The following is a 21,028-nucleotide window of genomic DNA, read 5'->3' as shown; positions in this document are numbered from 1 at the left end:
TTCGACTTCGCTCAGCATGACGACCAAATAAATTCAATGACTACTCCTTCCTCCCCCAATACCCCAGACGTACCCCTAATCGGCGTGGTTATGGGCTCCAGCAGCGACTGGAACACCATGCAGCACGCCGTGCAGATTCTCACGCACTTTGGCGTGGCCCACGAGGCGCGCGTGGTGTCGGCCCACCGCATGCCCGACGACCTGTTTGCCTACGCCGAACAGGCCGGCCCGAGGGGCCTGCAGGCTATTATTGCCGGCGCAGGGGGCGCCGCTCACCTGCCGGGCATGCTGGCGGCCAAAACCACCGTGCCCGTACTGGGGGTGCCGGTGGCCAGTCGCCATTTGCAGGGGGTAGATTCGCTGCACAGCATCGTGCAAATGCCCAAAGGGGTGCCGGTAGCCACTTTTGCTATCGGTGATGCCGGCGCGGCCAATGCCGCGCTGTTCGCCATCAGCCAATTGGCCCTGCACAACCCGGACCTGGCGACCAAGCTGCAGGCGTTTCGCGCCGAACAAACAGAGGCCGCTCGCGCCATGACGTTGCCGGTATGAGCGTAGATAGCAACGCCAGGACGATGACCCCAATTTTTCCGGGCAGCCAGGACGCCGCCGGCCGCCGGGCTACGCTGGGGGTAATGGGGGGCGGCCAACTGGGCCGGATGTTTGTGCATGCCGCCCAGCGCCTGGGGTACTTTACGGCCGTGCTGGACCCTGACGCGCAAAGCCCAGCCGGGCTGGTGAGTCACCACCACATCCAGACCAACTACAACGACCCGGCCGGCCTAGCGCAACTCGCCGATTTGTGCCAGGCCATCACTACCGAGTTTGAAAATGTGCCCGCCCAGGCCCTGCAAACGCTGGCGCAAACCCGCCCCGTAGCGCCCGGAGCGGCCGTGGTGGGCATTGCTCAAGACCGCATCGAGGAAAAAGCGCACTTCACAGCCTGCGCCGACATCTCGGGGGTAACCTGCGCGCCCTACGCCGTAATTGAAACCCCAGCCCAGCTGCAGGCCGTCCAGAACGAGCGGGCGGATTTGCTGCCCGGCATCCTGAAAACCGCCCGCATGGGCTACGACGGTAAGGGCCAGATCCGCGTTAAGACTGCCACTGAGCTGGCTGCCGCCTGGGCGGAGCTGGGTGGCGTGGCCTGCGTGTTGGAAAAGATGCTGCCGCTCACCGCCGAGTGCTCAGTGCTGGTGGCGCGCGGCTGGGACGGGCAAGTGGTCAGCTTTGCTCCGCAGCGCAACGTGCACGTAGCTGGCATTCTGGCCGTGACCCACGCCTACGAAGGCAATATGCCGCCCGCCCTGGCCACCAGTGCCCGCGACGCGGCCGTGGCTATTGCGCAACATCTGGGCTATGTCGGGGTGCTGTGTGTCGAGTTTTTTGTGGTGGACGATGGCAGCGCGCACGGTGGCCTGGTCGTCAACGAAATGGCTCCGCGCCCGCACAACAGCGGCCACTACACCCTCGATGCCTGCAACGCCTCGCAGTTTGACCTGCAGGTACATGCCATGGCGGGCCTGCCCCTGCCGCAGCCGCGCCAGCATTCCCCGGCCATTATGCTCAACCTGCTGGGTGATGTGTGGTTTGACGCCACCGGTCAGCAACGGGAGCCGGATTGGCAGGCCGTGCTGAGCCTGCCGGGCACACACCTGCACCTCTACGGCAAAACCGAAGCGCGCCGGGGTCGCAAAATGGGCCACCTAACCATCACCGGCCCGGATGTCGCCGGCGTTAAAACAGTGGCGCGCCGCGCCGTCGAGGTGCTCGGCTTGCCGGGGCTGGAGGCTATTTAGGTGCCTACGCTGGATCCTGACCAAGCGAACGGTGCCGTTCAGTAGGTGCCCACCATCCACAGCGAATCTGGCTTGCGCTATTACTTGCAACTAACGCAGGCAGACCGGTATTTGACCAGGGCCGGTGTTAGCGCCGCCACCGAAAGTTCACCGGGTTCTAGGTCCCGCAGCCCCTCCTGCCAGTTGGCGGGGCTGCGGGGTTAAGCGGGTTCCCACAGCTCAAGCTTGTTGCCATCGGCGTCCAGGATGTGCACGAATTTGCCGTAGTCGTAGCTCGTAATGCTGTCCAGGATGGTTACGCCGCTGGCGGCGAGCTGGCTTACCAGGCCTTCAATATTCTGCACCCGGTAGTTGATCATAAACTCCTTGGCAGAAGGCGCGAAATAGTCGCTGCCTTTGGGAAAGGGGCTCCACTGCAGAGATGTCACCTCATCGGGGTTGTCCGCACTCCGGGAGGTAAAGCTCGCGCCCCAGTCGTTAGTTTCCAGCCCCAGGTGGTTAGCGTACCACTCCCGAGTGGCCTGGGGGTTATCGGACACAAAGAAAATCCCACCGATTCCCGTCACTTTAGGGGGTAGGGCGCCCGCGAAGGCAGGGGCCGTTTCATTGTTGTGGTCTTCCATATGGCTATTTTTTCTGTCTGAGATGCGCGTGGAGAAGCCCGTCAGATAGAGTTGCCCAAAGCATCCCGAGTGCCTGACATTGTAGCAGCAAACTATCATAAAACCCGTCGTTTCGCGCTCACGCGAGAGAGTTTCTCTTCTCAGCATGGGGCGCTAGGCCAGTTGTTCGACGGGGCCTGGTCCTCCGCTTGGGGATGTTGTGTTGTTCTAAGCCTATTTGATTACCACCACAACCTCAGCACGCGAGATGTCTCGACTGCGCTCGACATGACGTTCTGGTTTGGGTTGTTCTCCTTCACTAGGCCATCTCGGTGCGCCTCGGCAGATGCTCGATGTAGGAAGGCCATTGGGCGTTGCAGTTGTAGCCTAGAACTCAAAGGTCTCGCAGTGCAGCACGGTGGGCTCGAACTCTAATAGATACTGCGCATCCTCGGGGTAGTAGCGAGCCTGCTCGTACTGCTCGCCGGCGAAGCGTTTGATGCTCTCGTAACTGTCCCAGCGCGTGACCGTCCAGAAGTGGCAGACCTCCGTCTCTACTCGCCGCAACACCTGCACGCCTAGGTTGCCGGGCGTGTTCTTATAGTCAGCAATACCCGACTGCTGCAGGTACTGTAAATAGGTATCAGCGTGGTGCGCAGCCGTGATGCCATGCCAGATGCGGGTTATAAGCATAGCGCAGGGGTAGGAATGAAATGCAGTTCCAGCAAAGCTGCTTACGCAGAAAGCAAGTGAAGTATCACCCCTACTTTATGCTAGGTCAGTTCTAACCCCGGCCACAACGCGCCTCACTTATTTGGCCCGCTCGATTACGTTATGCTGCCCCAGGTTGGTAATAGTGGGCATGCTGCCGCGCCAGGTTACGGTGTTGTTGTCGCCGGTTACGTCAATGGCTTTCACGTTTTCCAGCACCACCACATTGTCGCTGCCGGTAATACTGAACTCCTGGCTGTGGCCCGTGAACGTGGCAGTATTTCCGTCGCCGGTTACCTCAATGTTCTGACCCCGCAAGGCCTGCGTTTGCACTGTGTTGCTGCCGTTGATGACAACATCTTCGGCGGTTTTAGGGGTAGCAGTAGCCGCTGTTGCTGCAGGAGTAACGAGCGAAACATCCTCGGCTTTGGGTTCATTCTGTTGGGTGTCGGCCTGTGAACAGGCTCCTAGGCCAGTCGCCACAACTAGTAATAGAATCACAATGCTTTTGCTACGCATACTCCAATGGATAAGTAAGATAAAATTCTACCCCAAGGTAGTGAGCAGGCAGCATATGTCCGGCTAGCTTCTCAACATGCCTGAAAACACAACTACCGAAACGGTGGCCCACTACCACGGCCAGGCCACGGCGAATCGATTACCTTTGATTTATACAACGGCTATTTGGTTATGAACCCGAACTCCCTCGAAGCATTTTACACCAAGCTCCAAGCGGAAGACAGCCCGGAACCCGGCGCACTATCTCCACTGGAGCAGCAGCGGGAAATCGGGCATTTCAACGTGTTTAACGTGGCCGTGCTGATGAACCGCCGCCACGAGCGCCCCCCGATGACCTTCGACCGGCGCTCATTCTACAAAATCAGCCTGATTCAGGGCCGCAGCCGCATCGAGTACGCCGACCAGAGCGTGGAGGTAGCCGCGCACGCCTTGTGGTTTGTGACCTCGCGGGTGCCCTACCGCTGGCTCCCCCACGACCCAGATCAGCGCGGCTACTTCTGCATCTTCACGGAGGAGTTTCTGCTCCCGGCCAGGGGTAGCGTGGCCCTGGAGGAGCTGCCGGTTTTTCAGTTGGGCGGCTGCCCCGTAGTGCCTCTCAGCAGCGCCGAGTATGCTAGTCTGGAAGCGATTTTCCAGAAGATGGAGCAGGAAATGGCCTCCGGCTACGCCTATAAATACGACCTGCTGCGCGCCTACCTGCTGGAGCTGATTCATGTCGGCCAGAAGCTGCAGCCTGTGCCCGCTCAGGTCCCCGCTCACAACGCCTCAGCACGGGTAGCAGCGCAGTTCACCGACCTGCTGGAGCGGCAATTTCCCCTGGCTACCCCCCAGCAGCAGCAAAACCTGCGCACGGCCAAAGACTACGCCGATGTCCTGTCCGTGCATGTCAACCACCTCAACAGGGTACTAAAGGAAACTACAGGCCACACCACCACCACCCTTATCAGTCGCCGCGTAGCCCAGGAAGCCAAGATGCTGCTGAAACAAACCACCTGGACCGTTTCCGAAATTGCCGACGCCCTGGGCTTCGCGGATGTAGCCCACTTCTGCAACTTCTTCAAGCGCCAGACCGGCTTGGTTCCGGGAGCGTTTCGGGGGTAGATTGAACGTACTGGCGAAAACAGAACGTCATGTCGAGCTTGCTGAGACAGCTCGCGTGCTGACGGTGTGCCAGTAATCAAACTGGCCTAGAATACTACTATCGCACGTCATCCTGAGTGCAACGAACACTCTTCCCACGCGTGAACAACTGGCATAGCGACTCGTGCTGACGTGAAAAGATCCTTCGCAAGCTCAGGATGACGTGCTAGTTGGGCTAGTTTACGTTGGCAACGGCAGCACGCGAGCTGTCTCAGCGGGCTCGGCATGACATTCTATGCATGTTTATTTGAATTCTTCAGTAGATGGTTTGAGCAACGCAAACTGCCAGTACCCCATCTAGGCCACCTTTGTGGAGTAAATCACCGCTTCACTAAAGGACCACACACATGCGAATTTTTATTACCGGCGCTACGGGCTTTGTGGGCTCGGCCGTTGTTCAGGAACTACTTGGGGCTGGCCACCAGGTGCTCGGGCTGGCCCGCTCTGCTGAATCCGCCCAGGCGCTGACTGCCGTCGGGGCAGAAGCACACCGCGGCTCCCTCAATGACCTCGACAGTCTGCAACGGGGCGTGGCGGCCGTCGATGGGGTTATTCACTGCGCGTTTATTCACGACTTCACGCAGTACGCTGCCGCCGCCGAAGCCGACCGCCGCGCTATTGAGGCTATGGGCGCTGTTCTGGCCGGCTCGAACCGGCCGTTTATTGCTACGTCGGGCGTTGCCGGCCTCACGCGAGCAGGCGAGCTGCTGACCGAGGACGATACCCGTGACCCCAGCCTGCCCGCCATGCGCCACTCCGAAGATGCGGCGCTAGCCCTTGTGCCCCAGGGCGTGAGGGCCATGGTGATACGGCTGGCCGCTTCCGTGCACGACCAGAACGACCACGGCTTCGTGCCAACCCTTATCACCCTGGCGCGCGAGAAAGGGGTAGCGGCCTACATTGGCGACGGCAGCAACCGCTGGCCCAGCGTACACCGCCTCGACGCGGCCCGCCTCTACCGGCTGGCCCTGGAGCACGGCACGGCCGGGGCCCGCTACCACGGCGTAGCCGATGAAGGCATTCCGTTGCGCACCATTGCCGAAGTTATTGGCCGCCATCTGAACGTGCCGGTGGTCAGCAAAACAGTGCAAGAAGCCCCCGCGCATTTCGGCTGGATGGCAGGCTTCGCGGGCCTTGACATTGCGGCTTCCAGCTCCCTTACCCAGCAGCGCCTGGGCTGGCGACCCGGCCACACTGGCCTGCTGGCCGACCTGGAGCAGGGGCACTACTTCACTGACCAGACTGTATCGCCTGCATACCCCAGTAAGGAGTAAGTTATTGACCATAGGCCCCTCGTGCTCCGATATATAGAAGCTGTATGAAACACGACGGGTCTATAAATCTATAATTCGCATAATTCAGGTTTGTGAGACACCGCCACTCTGCTCCCCTGGCTTGCCGCCCTCAGCTCGGGACGTACACTGAGAACGTGGAGCCTACCCCCAGCTCGCTTTTCACCTCCACTCGGCCACCCAGGTTTTCCACTATCTTCTTGACGGTGTAGAGGCCTAGCCCAGAGCCCTCTACATGGTTGTGAAAGCGGCGAAACAAGGCAAATAAGGAAGCCTGCTGAATGGTATCGAGGCCTAGGCCATTGTCTTGCACAGTGAGATGCCAAAATCCATCCTGGGTGCGGCAGTTCAGGCGCACGTGGGGTGGTCGGTCGGGGTGGCGGTACTTAATGGCGTTACTGAGCAGATTATACAGCAAGGAGCGCAGGCTTTTGGCCGGCATGCTCACCAAAGGGCAGGCGTCGGCATCCACCTCCAACACCCCACCGGTTTGCTGCAGAGCAGGCAGCAGGTCCTGGCGCAGGTCATCGACTATGGCCGCCAGATCGGCGGGCGGAGCGGTGGGTTCGTAGGCCTGGTGCAGCTGCAGCACGTCGCTGAGCTGCACCAGGGTCCGTTGGAAACGACCCACCGCTTCCTGCATCATGCCCAGCAAAGCATCCACATCGGCAGGCTTCGGGGCGGGGAGGGCGCCGTGCAGGGCCTGCACCAGCCCTTCCAGGTTATTGATGGGCCCCTTCAGGTCGTGGGCAGCCATGTACACGAAACTGTCGAGGTCGGCATTAACGCGGGTGAGCTGCCGGTTGGCCTGGTCCAGCTCGTGGTTGAGAGCCTGCACCTGCCGTCGGCCCCGCACCTGCTCCGTTACCTCAAAGGCAAACACATACACGGCATCTATCTGCTGATGCTCATCGTAGCGGGCCTGCATTGTGTAGTTGAAGTAAGCTTCTTCCGGATCGGCCTGAGCCAGGCGCACCAGCGGTATGCGCGTATCGTGCGCCTGGTAGGTACGTCCGGTTCGGAACACGTTCTGCAGCTGCTCCCACAAAAACGTATCCCGAAACTCGGGCACCGCTTCCAGCAGGGGCCGGCCCTGCTGGAAGCGGTCTGGAAACAGGGCCTGATATTCGGGGTTCACCAGCTCATACACCATGTCGGGGCCCTGCAGAATGCAGATGGCGGCCGGGGCCCGCATAACCAGGTGGCTCAGGCGCTGCCTATCCCGTTCGGCTTCGGCCAGGGCATCGTGCTCCCGGTGCTGGCTCCGGCGCAGGGCCCGGCGCGTGAGATCGGCTTCCGTGACGTTTATGGTGCTGTGAATGATGTACTGCAGGGTACTTTCCCGATCAAAAACGGGTGTATTCAGCACTTGCCAGTGGCGCTCCACAAACCGACCGGGCTGTTCCGGGTCCGGGACGTCGTAGTGTTGCAGCAGCATATGCTGAGGCTTGCCTGTAGCCACTACCCGCGCCAGGGAAGCGCGCAGGTTGCGCACGGCATTGGCCTGGGATGCCGCCGGATTATCGGGAAAAGCATCAAAGATATACTGGCCTACCAGTTGCTCGCGCCGCGTAAGCGTATTGGCCAGATAAGCGTTGCTGGCCGTAAGAATAATCAGCTCCGGCGACAGAATCAGGTAGGAATCGGGCACCGTTTCCAGGGCCTGCAGTTGCTGAGCTAGAGACGCGTTTGGGTCCATATAAGCGGAAGGGGCTGCAAAAGATATTTAACGCAGCCGGAAAGTGAATGGGTTTGCGCGCCAGGCTCCCTCCCCTCGCAGTGAGCCTTTCCGGCTTGCCGACGGGCGTCAGCGCTGAGGGAAATATGCTCTATTTGATTACCCCAAAAACAGAAAATGCCCCGATGACCATCGAGGCATTTTCTATTCTGACAGAACAACTCCGAGTGCTACGGCATGCCTTTGCCGCCGGCGGCCCCATACACCTGCCCGGTAGCGTAGCTGGCCTGCGGGTCGGCGAGCTGCACGTAAATGGAGGCCAGCTCCACGGGCTGCCCCGGCCGCTTCATGGGCGTATCGCCGCCGAACTTCTGAAGCTTTTCCTGGGTAGCGCCGCCGCTTACCTGCAGGGGCGTCCAGATGGGGCCGGGGGCCACACCGTTCACCCGGATACCCTTCGGGGCCAGCTGCTTGGCCAGGGAGCGGACGTAGTTGGTGGTTGCGGCCTTGGTCTGAGCGTAGTCATAGAGGTCCTCGGAGGGGTCGGTGGCCTGCTCGGAGGTAGTCCCGATGATGGCCGAGCCGGGCTTGAGGTGGGGCAGCGCCGCCTTAATAATCCAGAACGGGGCGTAGATGTTGGTTTTCATCGTCGCGTCGAAGTCCTCGGTGGTCAGGTCCATGATGGACTGGCGCTGCTGCTGGCGCGCGGCGTTGCTGACCACAATATCGAGGCCGCCTAGTTGGCGCACGGCTTCCTCCACCAGCTTCTTGCAGAAGGCTTCGTCGCGCAGGTCGCCGGGAATAGCCACGCCTTTCTGGCCGGCGGCCTTAATCAGGGCAATTACCTCTTTGGCGTCGGCTTCTTCGGCGGGCAGATAGTTTATGGCTACGTCGGCGCCTTCGCGGGCGTAGGCTATGGCGGCGGCGCGGCCCATGCCGGAGTCGCCGCCCGTAATCAGGGCTTTCCGGCCCTTCAGGCGGCCCGAGCCTTTATAGGTTTTTTCGCCGTGGTCGGGCACGGGCTCCATTTTGCCGGCCAGGCCGGGCCAGGGCTGGGTCTGGCTTTTGAAAGGGGGACGGGGGTAGGCGGTGGTCGGGTCTTTCAAGGGTTCGGGGGCTAGGTTGGCGGAGCTGGTGGCTCCTTCCACGGATAAAATGGGTGCTACGGTGGCAACGGCCAGGCTGGCACCTAAGCCACTGATTATCTGACGTCGGCTGAGTTTGTTTTCTTCTTTCATACCCACTTGCAACGGTGCTTTTTTAGATAGGTTGCCCCGTGGCCGGCAGGTAGGGCACCGTTGGGCTTACCCGTTGCGGCCTCTTCCGGGGCCGCTGGGTTGCAGCAAGTACACGCTACAAAGCGCTGGGCAGCGCAGGAAAGGCTACCTCCCGCCAGTACGCCTACCTCCTACCACCGAGAGGAGGCCTTGCTGGTGCCAGTGGCTCGCGGCCCGGTTTTATGCAGGGTGAGCAAGTCATTACTCATGGCAGCATAACAATATTTTATCCTCTTTTTATATACAAACGTTTCCGGTAACGATTTCGGTCTTTTCATTTTCCCTGGGGCCGTGTGAGGGGCTGCTACCACTTGGCAAGCCTACTATCTTCCGAGGCAAATAAGCTCTGGCGGCTTCTATAGCTGGTTGCAGACGCTGGTACATAGCCGGCCGCCCGAACCTAAGTATTTGCATTTTCCGGCGAAGTACTTATGCCTTATTGCTTTCTGAATTGATGCGCCGCTGTTGGCGCAGGCTGCTACTCCATGCTTCTTCTGTCCTTCTTTTCCTCTAACCGCTGCCAATGAAAACAAGCTCCTGACCTACCCCCCTTCCCAATCCAAACTCCCACCACATGAAAACAATGATTTCCTCTTCTGGTAACACCTCTACAAGACAAGCCGCCCCGGCCCGAATAGCAAAAACAGCCGTTGCTACCCTGCTGCTGAGCGTTCTGGGCCTGAGCTCCTTCGGCCAGCAGATTCCACTGGTGTATTCCTCCGAAAACACCGGCACTACCTGCACCGCGCCGCCCCTGCCCAGCTTCGACCAACTGCCGGCCATTGCCCCCCTCCCCGACCCGTTTATGTGGTCAGATGGCCGGGGCCGCTCCACTAGCTTTACGGACTGGGAGTGCCGCCGCAACGAAATCAAGGCCGAAATTGAGAACTATGAGATAGGCCGCAAGCCGGCCAAGCCCGAAACCATTACAGCCAGCTACGCCGCCGGTACCACCGCCGGCACGGGCGTGCTCACCGTGAACGTGACGGTAAACGGGCAAACCCTGGTCCTGACCTCGCAGATAGCCCTGCCTACGGGCACCGGTCCGTTCCCGGCCGTTATTGGGATGAACAGCGCCAACGGCAGCCTGCCGGCCGATATTTTTACCAGTCGCAACGTGGCCCGTATCACCTTCAGCCACAATCAGGTAACTACCTACGGCAACCCCCTGATAACGGACCCTTACTATAAGCTCTACCCCGAGCAGAACCTCGACAACTCGGGCCAGTACAGCGCCTGGGCCTGGGGCGTGAGCCGCATCATAGACGGCCTGGAGCTGGTGCAGTCTCAGCTGCCCGTTGACCTGAAGCACATTGGCGTAACGGGCTGCTCCTACGCCGGCAAAATGGCCCTGTTCTCCGGGGCGCTTGATGAGCGGATTGCTCTTACCATCGCCCAGGAGTCGGGCGGGGGCGGGGCGCCGGCCTGGCGCGTTTCCGAAACGCTGGGCGCCGTAGAAAAGCTGGGTGCTACCGATTACCGCTGGTTTAAGGACGACATGAAGCGGTTTGAGAACACCAACGTAAACAAGCTGCCCCACGACCACCACGAGCTGATGGCCATGATTGCGCCCCGCGCGCTGCTGGTAACCGGCAACACCGATTTTGAGTGGCTGGCTAACCCGGCGGCTTACGTATCGGCCAGGGCCGCGCACGAGGTGTGGAAGACCTTCGGCATCGGCGACCGGTTCGGCTTCTACATCGACGGCGGCCACAACCACTGCGCCATTCCTACCACCCAGCGCCCGGCCATCGAGGCCTTCGTGGACAAATTCCTGCTGGGTAACACCAGCGTAAACACCAACATCACCACCCACCCCTACCCCGCCCTGGATTACCAGCGCTGGTATAAGTGGTGGGGTACCAACAACGCCGTGCTGCCGGCTGAGCCCTTGGGAAAGCGCCTCTGGATGGAAGCCGAATGCGCCGCCGTGGGCTCCAACTGGGAGGTGGTGTCGAATGCTGACGCTTCGGGTGGCAAGTACGTGCGGGTGAAAAACGGCCTGACCAGCCCCACCACTGCCCCTACTGGCGCCATTTCCTACCTGACCATACCCTTCTTGATCGACAGCGCGGCTACCTACAATCTGGTGGCGCGCCAGAACGTGCCGGCCGGCGAGGAGTATGGCTACTGGCTCAAAGTGGATAATGAGGCCTTCCAGTCGGTAGGCAGCCAGCTGGTATCCAACGGCGGTTTCGAGAACGGCCTGACCGGCTGGACGACCCTGAACACGACGGGCGCGACCATCACGGCCAATACCGTAGCCACGGAGGCTCACAGCGGCACCGGCTCTATGAAAGTGGTGAACCCCACCGCCCAGCCCGGCAACCAGTGGCGAGTGCAAGTAACCAGCGCCGCCTTCCCTACTACCGTAGGCAAGCAGTACACCATTTCCTACTGGGTAAAAGCGGCCGCGGCCGGGGGCTCCATCCGCCTGTCCACGGGTCCTTCGGGCGCCCAGTACCAGGCCGATCAGACCATTGACACGGAGTGGAAGCAGGTTTCCTGGACCATCACGGCTTCCATAGCTTCTACCACCTTCCTGTTCGACATGGGCCAGGTAGCCAACACGTATTACATTGATGACGTGAGCGTGAAAGAGGTGAATGCCGGCGGCGGCTGGGGCTGGACCAAGCTCAGAGACATGGTACTGCCCGCAGGCCCCCACACTCTGACTATTGCCTACAACACCGGTGGTGGGGCCCAGCTGGATAAGATGGTGCTGGCTACCTCCATGGCTTCTATCAGCGGCCTGGGCGGAACGGCTATGAACTGCACCGTTAGCTCAAACGCCAGCAGCCTGGCCGGCATCGGCATTGATGTGTTCCCCAATCCGGCCCACGATAAGCTCACCGTGAAGCTGGGCACCAACCCACTGCACGTAAAAAGCATTGAAGTAGTGGACCTGATGGGCCGGGTACTTTCGCAGGTGAGCGTGGGCAAGCAAACCCTGCTCAACATCCACAGCGACAAGCTGAAGCCCGGCGTGTACCTGATGCGCTTCACCGGCGACAAAACCAGCACCCAGCGCATCGTGATTCAGTAACGCCCCAGCTTTCCTGGGCTAAGTCAGCCCGTTACTTGCTTTCGTACTTACCTATGGCAACGGCCCCGATATAGCATCGGGGCCGTTGTTTGTTTGGGCCTGGTGGGTTTTGTAGGTGGCAGAGGCCTTACCGGCCCGAGTGCTGGCCCCGCAGCCGGTGGCCGAGGCGCCGGAACCACAGCCGGGCTTTGGTCGGGCGCTGTTTTTTAGCCCGGAAGTGGCGCGCGCGCACTTTGGCCGCCGTGCTGCGGGTGCGGCGTAGGCGGGCGACCTGGCCAGCGGTGCCGACTGTACTGGCCGTGCTACCTGTTGCGGGTTTACCGCCGCCCGGGGTACCGGGTACCGGAGCGCCGGCCGGCAGGTTGCCCATGAACTGCAAGCTCAGGTAGGGCTGATAGCTGTTGCCGGCCTCATCCATGGCCGAAGACAGCTCCTCGGGCCGGACCTCACTGGCCCGCACCTGCAGGCGGTTTTTGGCAATACCAAATTCCCGCAGGGTTTGCACGGCGGCCCAGGCCCGCGACTCGCTTAGCCTAGGGGGGGCATGATAGCCGTCGAGGCTGTCGCTGTAGCCTTTCACCTGAAAGCTAGCCCGCGGGAAAGCCCGCAGAATATTGGCCAGGCTTTGCAGCTGCTGCCGCGCCGCCGCAGGCAGGGTAGCCTGCCCCGCCCGGAAGTAAACCCGGTCCACCGGAACCCAGCGGGAGCCGGGGCCCAGAGGCGGAGCGGGTTGGTCGGCACCGGCCAGCAGGCGGTAGAGCCGGTACTCGGTGGAGCGGGTGGTTACGCGCTGGCTGGTTCCGTCGCTGAGCAGGAGCAGCACGGGCTGGCCGGGCGACTCAGAGTGGTAGGGGGAAATGGTAGAACCGATGGCGTAGGCTCCCGGCGTGGCAGCCGGAGCCGCCGCGGCCGGCAAGCCCACATACTTCGCGGGAGCGGCGGGCAGTTCGGCGCCGGCCGGGGGGGTAGGCAGCAGAGTCGGTTGTAAGCCTGTGGCCGGCCCGGCGGTAACAGCGGCCGGTAAAGCGGCTCCGTTTGTCAGCCCGGCGGCAACGGAAGGCGAAGAGTTCAGCCGGCCTATCCCGAAGCCCAAAGCCACGGCCGGCAACAGCAGCAGCGCCCAGTGCTGGGGGGTGGCGGCGCTGCGCCGAGCCACCTGCCACGCCTGGAGCAGGCCCAGGCGGTAAGTTGCGCCGCGGGCACCGGCAGCCGTTTCCGGAGTATCTGCGGGGCGAGGTGGCGGGGGTAGGCGCGGCACGGCACCCGGCTGCTGCTGCAGCCAGGAGCTGAGGCCGGCGGCATCCAGCTGCCGGGCTGATGCCTGCTCGCGCAACACGCCCAGCGTAGCAGCTACCACCACATCTACCAGCATAGGAATAGCCTCTATCGGCAGGCCGCTGGTCTGGCTTATAAACCCTGTACGGCTGGCGTAGGCAGGTCCCAGCAAGGCTTCTAACAGGGTGGCGCCGCGCCCCCGCCAGCCGTGCGCTTCGCCGGGAGCCAGTACCACCTGCCAGGTGGGGGTAGGCCCTGCCTCTATCCAACTCCAGAGGGCGTCGGCCCCACCGGGCTGCTGGCTGCGCCCCGCGAAGGCCGGAATCACCAGCTTCAGCACTTGCGCGGCGGCCTGTTGAAGCACCGGTACCTCGGCCTGCACAGCCGCAGCCAATGGCACCAGGGCCGGGCCGGCCAAAGCCGATTGGAGGAGGGATTCGAGCGTTTGGTCCGGATGCATAAGAAACACTACTACCCGCTCATAGGGTTGGCAATAAGACTACGTCGGTTAAATATCGTAATACCATACTTAACAAAGAACAAATTTATATAATTATATTATAAATACCACACAAACACTTGCGTGCTGGCTGCGAATTGAGAAGCGGTAAAAAGACGCCTACTTGTTTCTCCCTACTGGCGCTGGGCAGGCGTCGTCATTCAACGATTAGACGTAAGTAGGCATGTCTATACCGCTTCAGACATTGCTATTGATCTGTATTTTATAAATGCAGCGATGCAGCCCAAATGCAGGGCTGCTTTGTTGCGTTTCTACCCCTTTCCTGGTGGCGCTGGGCTCTCCGATACCAAAAAGGCCCCGGCAACTGCCGGGGCCTTTTTGGTGCTAAAGGGACTAGGCCAGGGGTTATGCTGCTAGGCTAAAGAAGCTTCGCGCTGACGCAGGCGGCGGTGCAGAGCCGTGTTGCCTTTGCGCAGGGCAGCCTGAAGGTCTTCGGATGCCATGCGGCCGGTTTCGGCGGCTCCGTTCATAAATCCCTGGTACCAGGCGCTGCAATGCTCCCCGGCGAAGAACAGATTATCTACCGGCCGGCCCTCGGCGCCGGCAATGGTGCTGTACTGGCCCGGCAGGAAGCAGGCGTAGCTTGCCAGGGTATGGGGGTGGGTAGGCCAGTGCATACGCTCGGCGCGGCCGTTGTACTGCCCGCGGCAGGCTGGCCAGGCGGCTTCCAGCGCTGGCAGGTACCGGCTCACCTGCGACTGGGCCGTGCCCGCGCCTACGCGCACGCCTTCCTGCCCGCCCAGGTACACCGTGTACGCCGATTTGGCCGTGGGCTGCAACTGCCCGCTGTCCCAGCCGCTTTGCGCGGGCAAATCAGAGAAGAGGTAGCCCGTGTACCCCTCGGTGCGCCAGGGGCGCCCATTGAAGCCCAGAAATAGCTTAGCGTTGGTGCCGTACCCCAGATTCTGGATGGCATTAGTTTTCCAGGTGGGCAGGGCTACCTGCAGCTCTACCTTGCGTAGCACGGTGAAGGGCAGGGTCAGCACTACGTAGTCGGCGGTAACTTCCAGGCGGCGGCCACCGCTCTGCTCAAAGGTCAGCACATATTCCTTACTGGAGTTCTGAGCTAGTTTTACCAGCTTATGCTGCAGGGTAATCTGGCCGCTGAGCTGCTGGGCCAGCGCGTCGGTGAGCTGCTGGTTGCCCCCCTTAATCTTGTACCGCTCGTCGCTGACGCCGAAGATATCGAAGGCGCCTTGGTTGGTAGCGGCCGAAAACAGCCACAGGAAGTTAATGGCCGACTGTTCGCTGACCTCGCGGCCGTACTCGGTGAGGTAGGCTACCTCCAGCAGTTCCCGGATCAGGCCGCTCAGGCCAATGGAATCGAAGTAGGCGGCAATGGAAAGCTGATCGAAGCGGGCAGCAGCGGGCGTCAGGTTGTCGAAGGTGATGGTGCCCGGCAGAGTTCGGATGTCGGTCCCAATTTGGCGGGCGTAGGGCTGGAAGGCCTCAATTACTTCGGTTACGGTGTACTGGCGCCCGCCAAAGAAGTAGGCATCCTTTTTTAGCACCGTTTCGCTGGGCGCCTCCACATCGTAGAGGTCCAGGCCGAACTCCTGAGCCAGCTGCAGCATGTCGCGGTGGCCGCTGTCAATAAACTCGCCGCCCAGCTCGGTGGTCAGGCCGGGGGCCATCAGGTCGCGGGCCGTGAAGATGCGGCCGCCGGCGCGGGAGCTGGCCTCGTAAACGGTAGTGCGCAAACCCGCTTTTTTCAGCTGGTAGGCACAGTTGAGACCCGCCATGCCAGCCCCAACTACCACAATGTTTGGCTGGGTGCCTTTGCCATCGAGGCTGCTTTGGCCGGCAGGGGCGGCGGGCGCTACCACATCAGCCTCACAGGCGGCCAGTAGCCCCCCGGCCCCAACCAGCAAGCCCATTTTGGCCGTGCTGGTCAGAAAGTCGCGGCGGGTGCGAGTAGTGGCTAGGTCAGCCAGCTCTTCGGCCGATGGGGCTCCGGGCTCGTTGGCGACAACGGCCAGCCCGAAGGCGCGCTGCAGGGCACGGAGCAGAGGGGTACGCGCGTTAAAAAGAGGTGTAGGCGTGTTTTGCATATAAGAATGATATAGGTGGATTTACTTGCTAAACATAGCAATTCTCTATTAGATAAAATCAAGAGCTCGACATTTATTTTTAGAACCTTCGGCTAAGCCGGCCGCAGGGCGGGTACCGGGGTAGTTTCGGCCTGAGCCGGGCGGTATTTCCCGGCGTTGCCAGGCCCAAGTGGGGTAGGCAACGGTTGCCGGGGGTAGCGGCGTCTGTAAGGAAGTAGTCTGTTTTCTTCCACCCTCCTCTACTCCTATGCTCCCTTTATTCCGCCTCGGTTTTTTTATGGCGCTGCTGCACCTGCTGCTTTTCCGCCCCTTGGCCGCCGCCCCTACCCCGACCCAGCTGCCCAACGGTACGCCGCTTATCACCACCTCCGACGGGGTCCGGCTGTACACCAAAATATCGGGCCAGGGCCTGCCGTGCGTGTTCGTGCACGGCGGACCAGGCGCCTGGAGTGGCATGCCTGAGGCCCTGGCCGGCCCCAGCCTCGAAGACCGGCTCCAGATGATTTGGATGGACAGCGGGGTAGCGGCCGCTCCCAGAATGCCCCCGACCACAATTACTCCCTCGACCGGATGGTGCAGGACTTGGAAGAGCTGCGCCAGCAGCTGGGCCTGGAAAGCTGGGTCGTGATGGCCCATTCGTTCGGGGGCACCATTGCCACCGAGTATGCCGTCCGCTACCCCCAGCGCGTGCGTGGGCTGGTACTCATCAACTGCACCCTAAACCTGCACGAGGCCATGACCAGCACCCTAACCCACGGCTTGCAGTTTGTGCAGGTGCCCGATCCGGCTGCTTTCCTCGATGAAAGCAAGCCCCTGGATGAGCGTTTTGGCTTGCTCATGCCCCACCTGACGGCCCAGAACGGCTGGTTTAAGCTCCAGTACCAAACCCAGGCCGGCCACCAGAAGGTAACCGCCGCCGACCAGGGCAACCCCGGCACCGGCGAGTTTGGCGGCTACGGCTTCAGCCTGCCCGACTACCGCAAAGATTTTACGCTGCTCACACCCGCCATTACTGCTCCCGTGCTGGTTATTACGGGCACCACCGATTACTGCGTAGGGCCTGAACACTACCGCCAGTTCCGCTTTCCCGACCAGCGCGTGGCCCGGCTCCAAACCGGCCACGTTCCCTTCGTGGAGGCCCCGGCGGCCTTCCGCAAGGCTGTGCTGAGCTTTGTTAAGGGCCTGAGCCGCAAGAGCGCCTAAGCATAGTTCCTACCCTGGGTTTCGGCCGCAACCGGCGCCGGTGTTTGCCGGGCCGGTTGCGTTTTTTATAGCCTGTGAGCAGGGTCAGGCCAGCCGCTAAAATCCCGGGTGAGCTTTGGCCACGGCCAGCCACCGGGCATTTTTTGTGTATGATTTTATGACACTTACCGCTGAGAAAGTCTGGGTAAAAACTTCTTTCCGTCACTCAACGGTAGTTTACCCGTATGCAATGCTACCCGGTAACTACCGCTTAGCTAAGCGGTTGGCTTCGGTGCCTGCCGTGTATCGTGCGCTGGCTGAAGCGTAGGGCCGCAGGCCCTACCACCCGGGCCATATTACTGTTGGGTCAACATCTGGTCGAGGTTACGCGTAAAAAGCCTGAAAGGAAAGTATGACTATTTCATTCTCTCCTGAAAAACCTGCCTTACCACATGATTGATACACAAGATAATATATACACGAAGGAATATCTTTCTTTTATAAATAAGAAAGAATTCCCGTGTGTAGCCGCCAAGACGGCCCTGACCTGGAATCAGCTTCACTGCTTGGTGGTTGACCACTTGGCCTGCCCCAAAGACGACGCCGCTATCCTGGACTTTATTTACCAGTTCGTGGATGACTACCGGCAGTCGGACAAGCTCTACCACAGCGCCGCTGTTATTTTCAAAGGTCCCGAAACGCCCAACGAGGCCTTGTTTGAGGAACTGTTCTGGCAGCGCCTGCAAGCCCTTTCCAACCTGGATGCCCAGCGCTACGACTACGACCGGCGGGTGGTAGCCGACCCTACTTCGCCCGATTTCAGCTTCAGCCTGAAAGAGGAGGCCTTCTTTGTGATAGGGCTGCACCCCGGCAGCTCCCGCCCGGCCCGGCAGTTTTCCTACCCCACCCTAGTGTTCAATGCCCACGCCCAGTTTGAGCAGATTCGGGCTAACGGCCGCTACGAGAACCTGCGCGACACCATCCGCACCCGCGACGTGGCGTACTCCGGCTCCATCAACCCCATGCTCCAGGATTTCGGGGAGGCATCGGAGGCCTACCAATACACCGGCAAACTGTACACCGAAGCCTGGAAATGTCCCTTTTTAAGTCAGCATGAATCAGTTAACCATCATTCCGCCGCGTAGCGGCACCGCTTTCGTACTGCGCAAAGGCCAGAAGCTGAAGGTAGTAGATATAGAGGGCGAACAGGTATCGGATTTTATCTGCTACAACCTTGAGGACCGAGCCGAGTACCTGTCCTCGGGACGCACCATCGACTACGCCGAAACCATTTTCCTGACCAAGGGGCACCCGTTCTACTCCAACCGCAGCAACATTATGTTCGAGCTGGTGGAGGACACCGTGGGCCGCCACGACTTCCTGCTCACGCCCTGCAGCGCCGATACGTTTCGCATTATTTATGGGCACCAGCACCCGCACCGGGGCTGCTTCGGCAACCTCTGTGAGGCCCTGCAGGAGTACGGCATCAGCCCCGATGCCATTCCTATCTGTTTCAACATTTTCATGCACGTAACCGTGGATGGCAATACGGGCAAGGTGGATGTGCTACCCCCCAAGAGCAAAGCCGGCGACTACGTGGTGCTGGAAGCCAAAACCGACCTGCTCATCGGCATGACGGCCTGCTCGGCGGAAATGTCGAACAACTACGCCTTTAAGCCCATTGGCTACCAGATTCTGGACTGAGCGGCCGGCTATCCTGCCCAGCCCGGCTACCACCCTTATTTAGTAGGGTCTGGTAGCCGGGCTTTTGCTTTCCGGACGCGGAGAGGACTTGCTGATAAGCTGCCGGGCCCCAGCCGGGCAAAGGGATTTAGGCGGGGGTAGCACCTGGCCCGGAGGCAGGTAGGGCGACCATGCTGTGGGGCAGAAAAACCCGGAAGGTGGTACCCTGGCCCACGGCGCTTTCTACCTCTATCCGGCCGCCGGCCTGGTTTACCAGCCGGTTTACCAGGTACAAGCCCATGCCCGTGCCGGCTACCTCCGGATGAAACCGCCGGAACAGCTGGAACAACTCCCGCTCATGCCGCACCAGATCAATACCACGGCCGTTGTCCTGCACCCTGAGCTCCAGCCCACTACCCGCCGGCGCGGCGCTAATCCGGATGTGGGCCGGCCGCCCGGGCTGGGCGTAGCGCAGACTGTTGCTGAGCAGGTTGTACAGCATGCTGTGCAGGCTGGAGCGCGCCATACTGACAGTAGGTGCCGCCTCAAAATCGAGGGCAAACGTGGCCGCGGGCTCGGAGGGCTGCAGGCTGCGGACAATTTCCTCGGTGAACGGGCGCAGCTCTATGGTTTCGGTGGGCACCTGCTCCAGCTGGCGCTGCAGCTGCACTACCTCCGTCAGGCCCTGGATGGTGCCCAGAATCTGCTGCAACGCCTCAGCAAACATTTCCAGCATGGGCACGGCTTCGGCGTCGGAGAACCTAACGGTGCGCCGCAGTTCCTGAAACAGACCGGTCATGTTATCAATGGGCTGCTTTAAGTCGTGGGAGGCCGTGTACACGAAGCTATCCAGGTCGGCGTTGATGCGGCTGAGCTGCTCGTTTTTCCGGGTCAGCTGCTCGTTTGCCAGGGCTACCTGCTCGCGCTGCTCATCAGCCTGCTGGCGGGCGCGCAGCAGCTCCTGCTCGTACTTGCGGCGCTCGGTAATATCAAACAGGGTAACGCGCACCACCAGGGGTTGCCCGTTGGTATCGCGCAGCAGCACAGCGCTCATCAGCACGGGCAGGGTGGTTCCGTCTTTGCGCCGCAGCAGGTAGCTCAGCTCGCGCACCTGGTTTTGCAGCAGCAACAGGGGCGCGCAGTACATTTCGTAGTGCAGGCGCCCGCCAACGGTAAACAGCTGCTGCAGGCACTGGCGGGCTACCAGCTCGGGGGCGGTGTAGCCCAGCCAACCCAGCAGGGTCTGGTTGAGCTTTACCAGCGTACCATCGGGGAGGCAGCTGCAGTAGCCGCAGGGGGCATGCTCATACAGGTCTTCCAGGTTTTCCTGGGTCAGGCGCAGGTCCAGCTCGGGCAGGGGCTCATCGGCGGCAGTGCTCATTGGCTGGGGGCGGGTGCGGTGCCCAAATAGTGGTGAATAGCTGCCGTGGTGGCCTGCGGGGCGCTCAGGTGGGGGCAATGGCCGGAGGTATTCAGCACCACCAGCTCGCTGCCGGCTAGCTGCTCCCGCAGGTACTCGCCCACGGCTAGGGGAGCCAGCGCGTCCTGGGAGCACTGCACAATCAGAGCGGGCGTGCGTAGCCGCGGCAGCTCAGGCCGGACATCGGAGAGGAAGGTGACGCGCGCGAAATGGTGGGCAATGGTGGGGTCGGTCTGGCAGAAGCTGGCATTCAGCTCGGCCGCCAGCTCCGGCTGCTCGGGGTGCCCCATAATGACGGGCGTAATGGCACCCGACCAGCCCAGGTAGTTGTTGTCCATGGCTTCAAGCAGTTCCTCAATATCGGTTTGCTCGAAGCCGCCGGTATAGCCGGCATCATTAATAAAGCGGGGCGAGGGCGCTACCAATACCAGCCGGGAAAAGCGCTCCGGCTCCTGAATAGCGGCCAGCACCCCAATCATGGCGCTTACGGAGTGCCCCACTAGCACTACCTCCGTCAGGTGAAGGGCCGCCAGCACGGCCAGCACATCCTCGGCGTGCGCGGCCAGGGTGCTGTACCGGGCCGGGTTGTAGGCCGTCAGCTCGGAGTGGCCGGCGCCTACCAGATCCAGCAGCACCGTCCGGTAATGGGCCTCAAACGCGGGAGCCACCATCCGCCACATGCGCTGGTCGCAGCCGAAGCCGTGCACAAACACCAGCGCCCGTTGCCCGGCGCCGGAAACCGTGACGTTGTTGCGTTTGAGAACATCCATAGCCGAGCAATCAAGCCTGTAAAAAGATAAGCGCGGCCCAGCCACCGCCCTGGTGCCGGCCTC

Annotated in this window: 18 protein-coding genes; 9 read left to right on the top strand and 9 right to left on the bottom strand. The window is 61.1% G+C overall.

Going from position 1 to position 21,028, the window contains the following annotated elements; all coding sequences use genetic code 11:
- The first annotated feature begins 36 nt into the window (after positions 1-36).
- Positions 37-552 (top strand): 5-(carboxyamino)imidazole ribonucleotide mutase, encoded by a 516-nt coding sequence (gene purE / locus FGZ14_RS02655; RefSeq protein ID WP_139920937.1) that lies wholly within the window; start codon positions 37-39, stop codon positions 550-552.
- Positions 553-575: 23 nt separating this feature from the next.
- The gene (locus tag FGZ14_RS02650) at positions 576-1,799 is read left to right on the top strand and encodes a 5-(carboxyamino)imidazole ribonucleotide synthase (protein WP_139920934.1); all 1,224 of its coding nucleotides are present in this window, start codon (positions 576-578) and stop codon (positions 1,797-1,799) included.
- A 200-nt stretch (positions 1,800-1,999) separates the two neighbouring features.
- On the opposite strand, the gene FGZ14_RS02645 is transcribed toward FGZ14_RS02650, so the two are convergent.
- The 3 genes from FGZ14_RS02645 to FGZ14_RS02635 form a co-directional block, all read right to left on the bottom strand.
- Complete coding sequence (locus FGZ14_RS02645; protein WP_139920932.1) at positions 2,000-2,422, bottom strand: VOC family protein; 423 nt, start codon at positions 2,420-2,422, stop codon at positions 2,000-2,002.
- A 366-nt stretch (positions 2,423-2,788) separates the two neighbouring features.
- Complete coding sequence (locus tag FGZ14_RS02640) at positions 2,789-3,094, bottom strand: antibiotic biosynthesis monooxygenase (protein ID WP_139920930.1); 306 nt, start codon at positions 3,092-3,094, stop codon at positions 2,789-2,791.
- Positions 3,095-3,211: 117 nt separating this feature from the next.
- Positions 3,212-3,631, bottom strand: a complete 420-nt coding sequence (locus FGZ14_RS02635) for a DUF3060 domain-containing protein (protein ID WP_139920928.1) — start codon at positions 3,629-3,631, stop codon at positions 3,212-3,214.
- 171 nt (positions 3,632-3,802) lie between these two features.
- On the opposite strand from FGZ14_RS02635, the gene FGZ14_RS02630 reads away from it, so the two are divergent.
- On the top strand, positions 3,803-4,732 hold the full coding sequence (locus FGZ14_RS02630) for an AraC family transcriptional regulator (RefSeq protein ID WP_139920926.1): 930 nt from the start codon (positions 3,803-3,805) through the stop codon (positions 4,730-4,732).
- Between the two features lie 386 nt (positions 4,733-5,118).
- Positions 5,119-6,045 carry an SDR family oxidoreductase gene (locus tag FGZ14_RS02625; RefSeq protein WP_139920924.1) on the top strand — a complete coding sequence of 309 codons (927 nt, stop codon included), beginning with the start codon at positions 5,119-5,121 and terminating at the stop codon, positions 6,043-6,045.
- A 130-nt stretch (positions 6,046-6,175) separates the two neighbouring features.
- Here FGZ14_RS02625 and FGZ14_RS02620 read toward each other — a convergent pair whose 3' ends face one another.
- On the bottom strand, positions 6,176-7,762 hold the full coding sequence (locus tag FGZ14_RS02620; RefSeq protein WP_139920922.1) for an ATP-binding protein: 1,587 nt from the start codon (positions 7,760-7,762) through the stop codon (positions 6,176-6,178).
- A gap of 209 nt (positions 7,763-7,971) precedes the next feature.
- A complete protein-coding gene (locus FGZ14_RS02615) occupies positions 7,972-8,979 on the bottom strand; it encodes an SDR family oxidoreductase (RefSeq protein ID WP_139920920.1) in 1,008 nt (335 codons plus the stop codon).
- A gap of 613 nt (positions 8,980-9,592) precedes the next feature.
- Between FGZ14_RS02615 and FGZ14_RS02610 the strand changes: the two genes are divergently transcribed.
- Positions 9,593-12,064, top strand: a complete 2,472-nt coding sequence (locus FGZ14_RS02610; protein WP_139920918.1) for a T9SS type A sorting domain-containing protein — start codon at positions 9,593-9,595, stop codon at positions 12,062-12,064.
- A 127-nt stretch (positions 12,065-12,191) separates the two neighbouring features.
- Here FGZ14_RS02610 and FGZ14_RS02605 read toward each other — a convergent pair whose 3' ends face one another.
- Both FGZ14_RS02605 and FGZ14_RS02600 read right to left on the bottom strand, forming a co-directional pair.
- Positions 12,192-13,799 (bottom strand): OmpA family protein, encoded by a 1,608-nt coding sequence (locus tag FGZ14_RS02605; RefSeq protein WP_139920916.1) that lies wholly within the window; start codon positions 13,797-13,799, stop codon positions 12,192-12,194.
- A gap of 413 nt (positions 13,800-14,212) precedes the next feature.
- Complete coding sequence (locus FGZ14_RS02600; protein ID WP_139920914.1) at positions 14,213-15,910, bottom strand: NAD(P)/FAD-dependent oxidoreductase; 1,698 nt, start codon at positions 15,908-15,910, stop codon at positions 14,213-14,215.
- A 247-nt stretch (positions 15,911-16,157) separates the two neighbouring features.
- Between FGZ14_RS02600 and FGZ14_RS21960 the strand changes: the two genes are divergently transcribed.
- The 4 genes from FGZ14_RS21960 to FGZ14_RS02585 all read left to right on the top strand — a co-directional run bounded on the left by FGZ14_RS21960 (position 16,158) and on the right by FGZ14_RS02585 (position 18,796).
- The gene (locus FGZ14_RS21960; RefSeq protein ID WP_257883324.1) at positions 16,158-16,538 is read left to right on the top strand and encodes a hypothetical protein; all 381 of its coding nucleotides are present in this window, start codon (positions 16,158-16,160) and stop codon (positions 16,536-16,538) included.
- Positions 16,481-17,113 carry an alpha/beta fold hydrolase gene (locus FGZ14_RS02595; RefSeq protein WP_257883323.1) on the top strand — a complete coding sequence of 211 codons (633 nt, stop codon included), beginning with the start codon at positions 16,481-16,483 and terminating at the stop codon, positions 17,111-17,113. The genes FGZ14_RS21960 and FGZ14_RS02595 overlap by 58 nt, the downstream gene beginning before the upstream one ends.
- 431 nt (positions 17,114-17,544) lie before the next feature.
- Entirely contained in the window at positions 17,545-18,237 is a 693-nt protein-coding gene (gene gntA, locus FGZ14_RS02590) for a guanitoxin biosynthesis heme-dependent pre-guanitoxin N-hydroxylase GntA (protein WP_139920910.1), read from the top strand.
- Positions 18,206-18,796 carry a DUF1989 domain-containing protein gene (locus FGZ14_RS02585; protein WP_139920908.1) on the top strand — a complete coding sequence of 197 codons (591 nt, stop codon included), beginning with the start codon at positions 18,206-18,208 and terminating at the stop codon, positions 18,794-18,796. Before gntA ends, FGZ14_RS02585 begins: the two co-directional genes overlap by 32 nt.
- 127 nt (positions 18,797-18,923) lie before the next feature.
- Here the strand turns inward: FGZ14_RS02585 and FGZ14_RS02580 are convergent, their stop codons facing one another.
- Together FGZ14_RS02580 and FGZ14_RS02575 are read right to left on the bottom strand one after the other, a co-directional pair.
- Positions 18,924-20,156: a HAMP domain-containing sensor histidine kinase gene (locus FGZ14_RS02580; RefSeq protein ID WP_139920906.1), complete on the bottom strand. Its 1,233-nt coding sequence runs from the start codon at positions 20,154-20,156 to the stop codon at positions 18,924-18,926.
- Positions 20,153-20,965 (bottom strand): alpha/beta fold hydrolase, encoded by an 813-nt coding sequence (locus tag FGZ14_RS02575; protein WP_139920904.1) that lies wholly within the window; start codon positions 20,963-20,965, stop codon positions 20,153-20,155. The genes FGZ14_RS02580 and FGZ14_RS02575 overlap by 4 nt, the downstream gene beginning before the upstream one ends.
- Positions 20,966-21,028: the final 63 nt, after the last annotated feature.

It is taken from the genome of Hymenobacter sp. DG01 (genome assembly GCF_006352025.1).
In the GTDB taxonomy this organism is placed as follows: Bacteria; Bacteroidota; Bacteroidia; order Cytophagales; family Hymenobacteraceae; genus Hymenobacter.
This window is presented reverse-complemented; position numbering and strand designations above follow the sequence as displayed.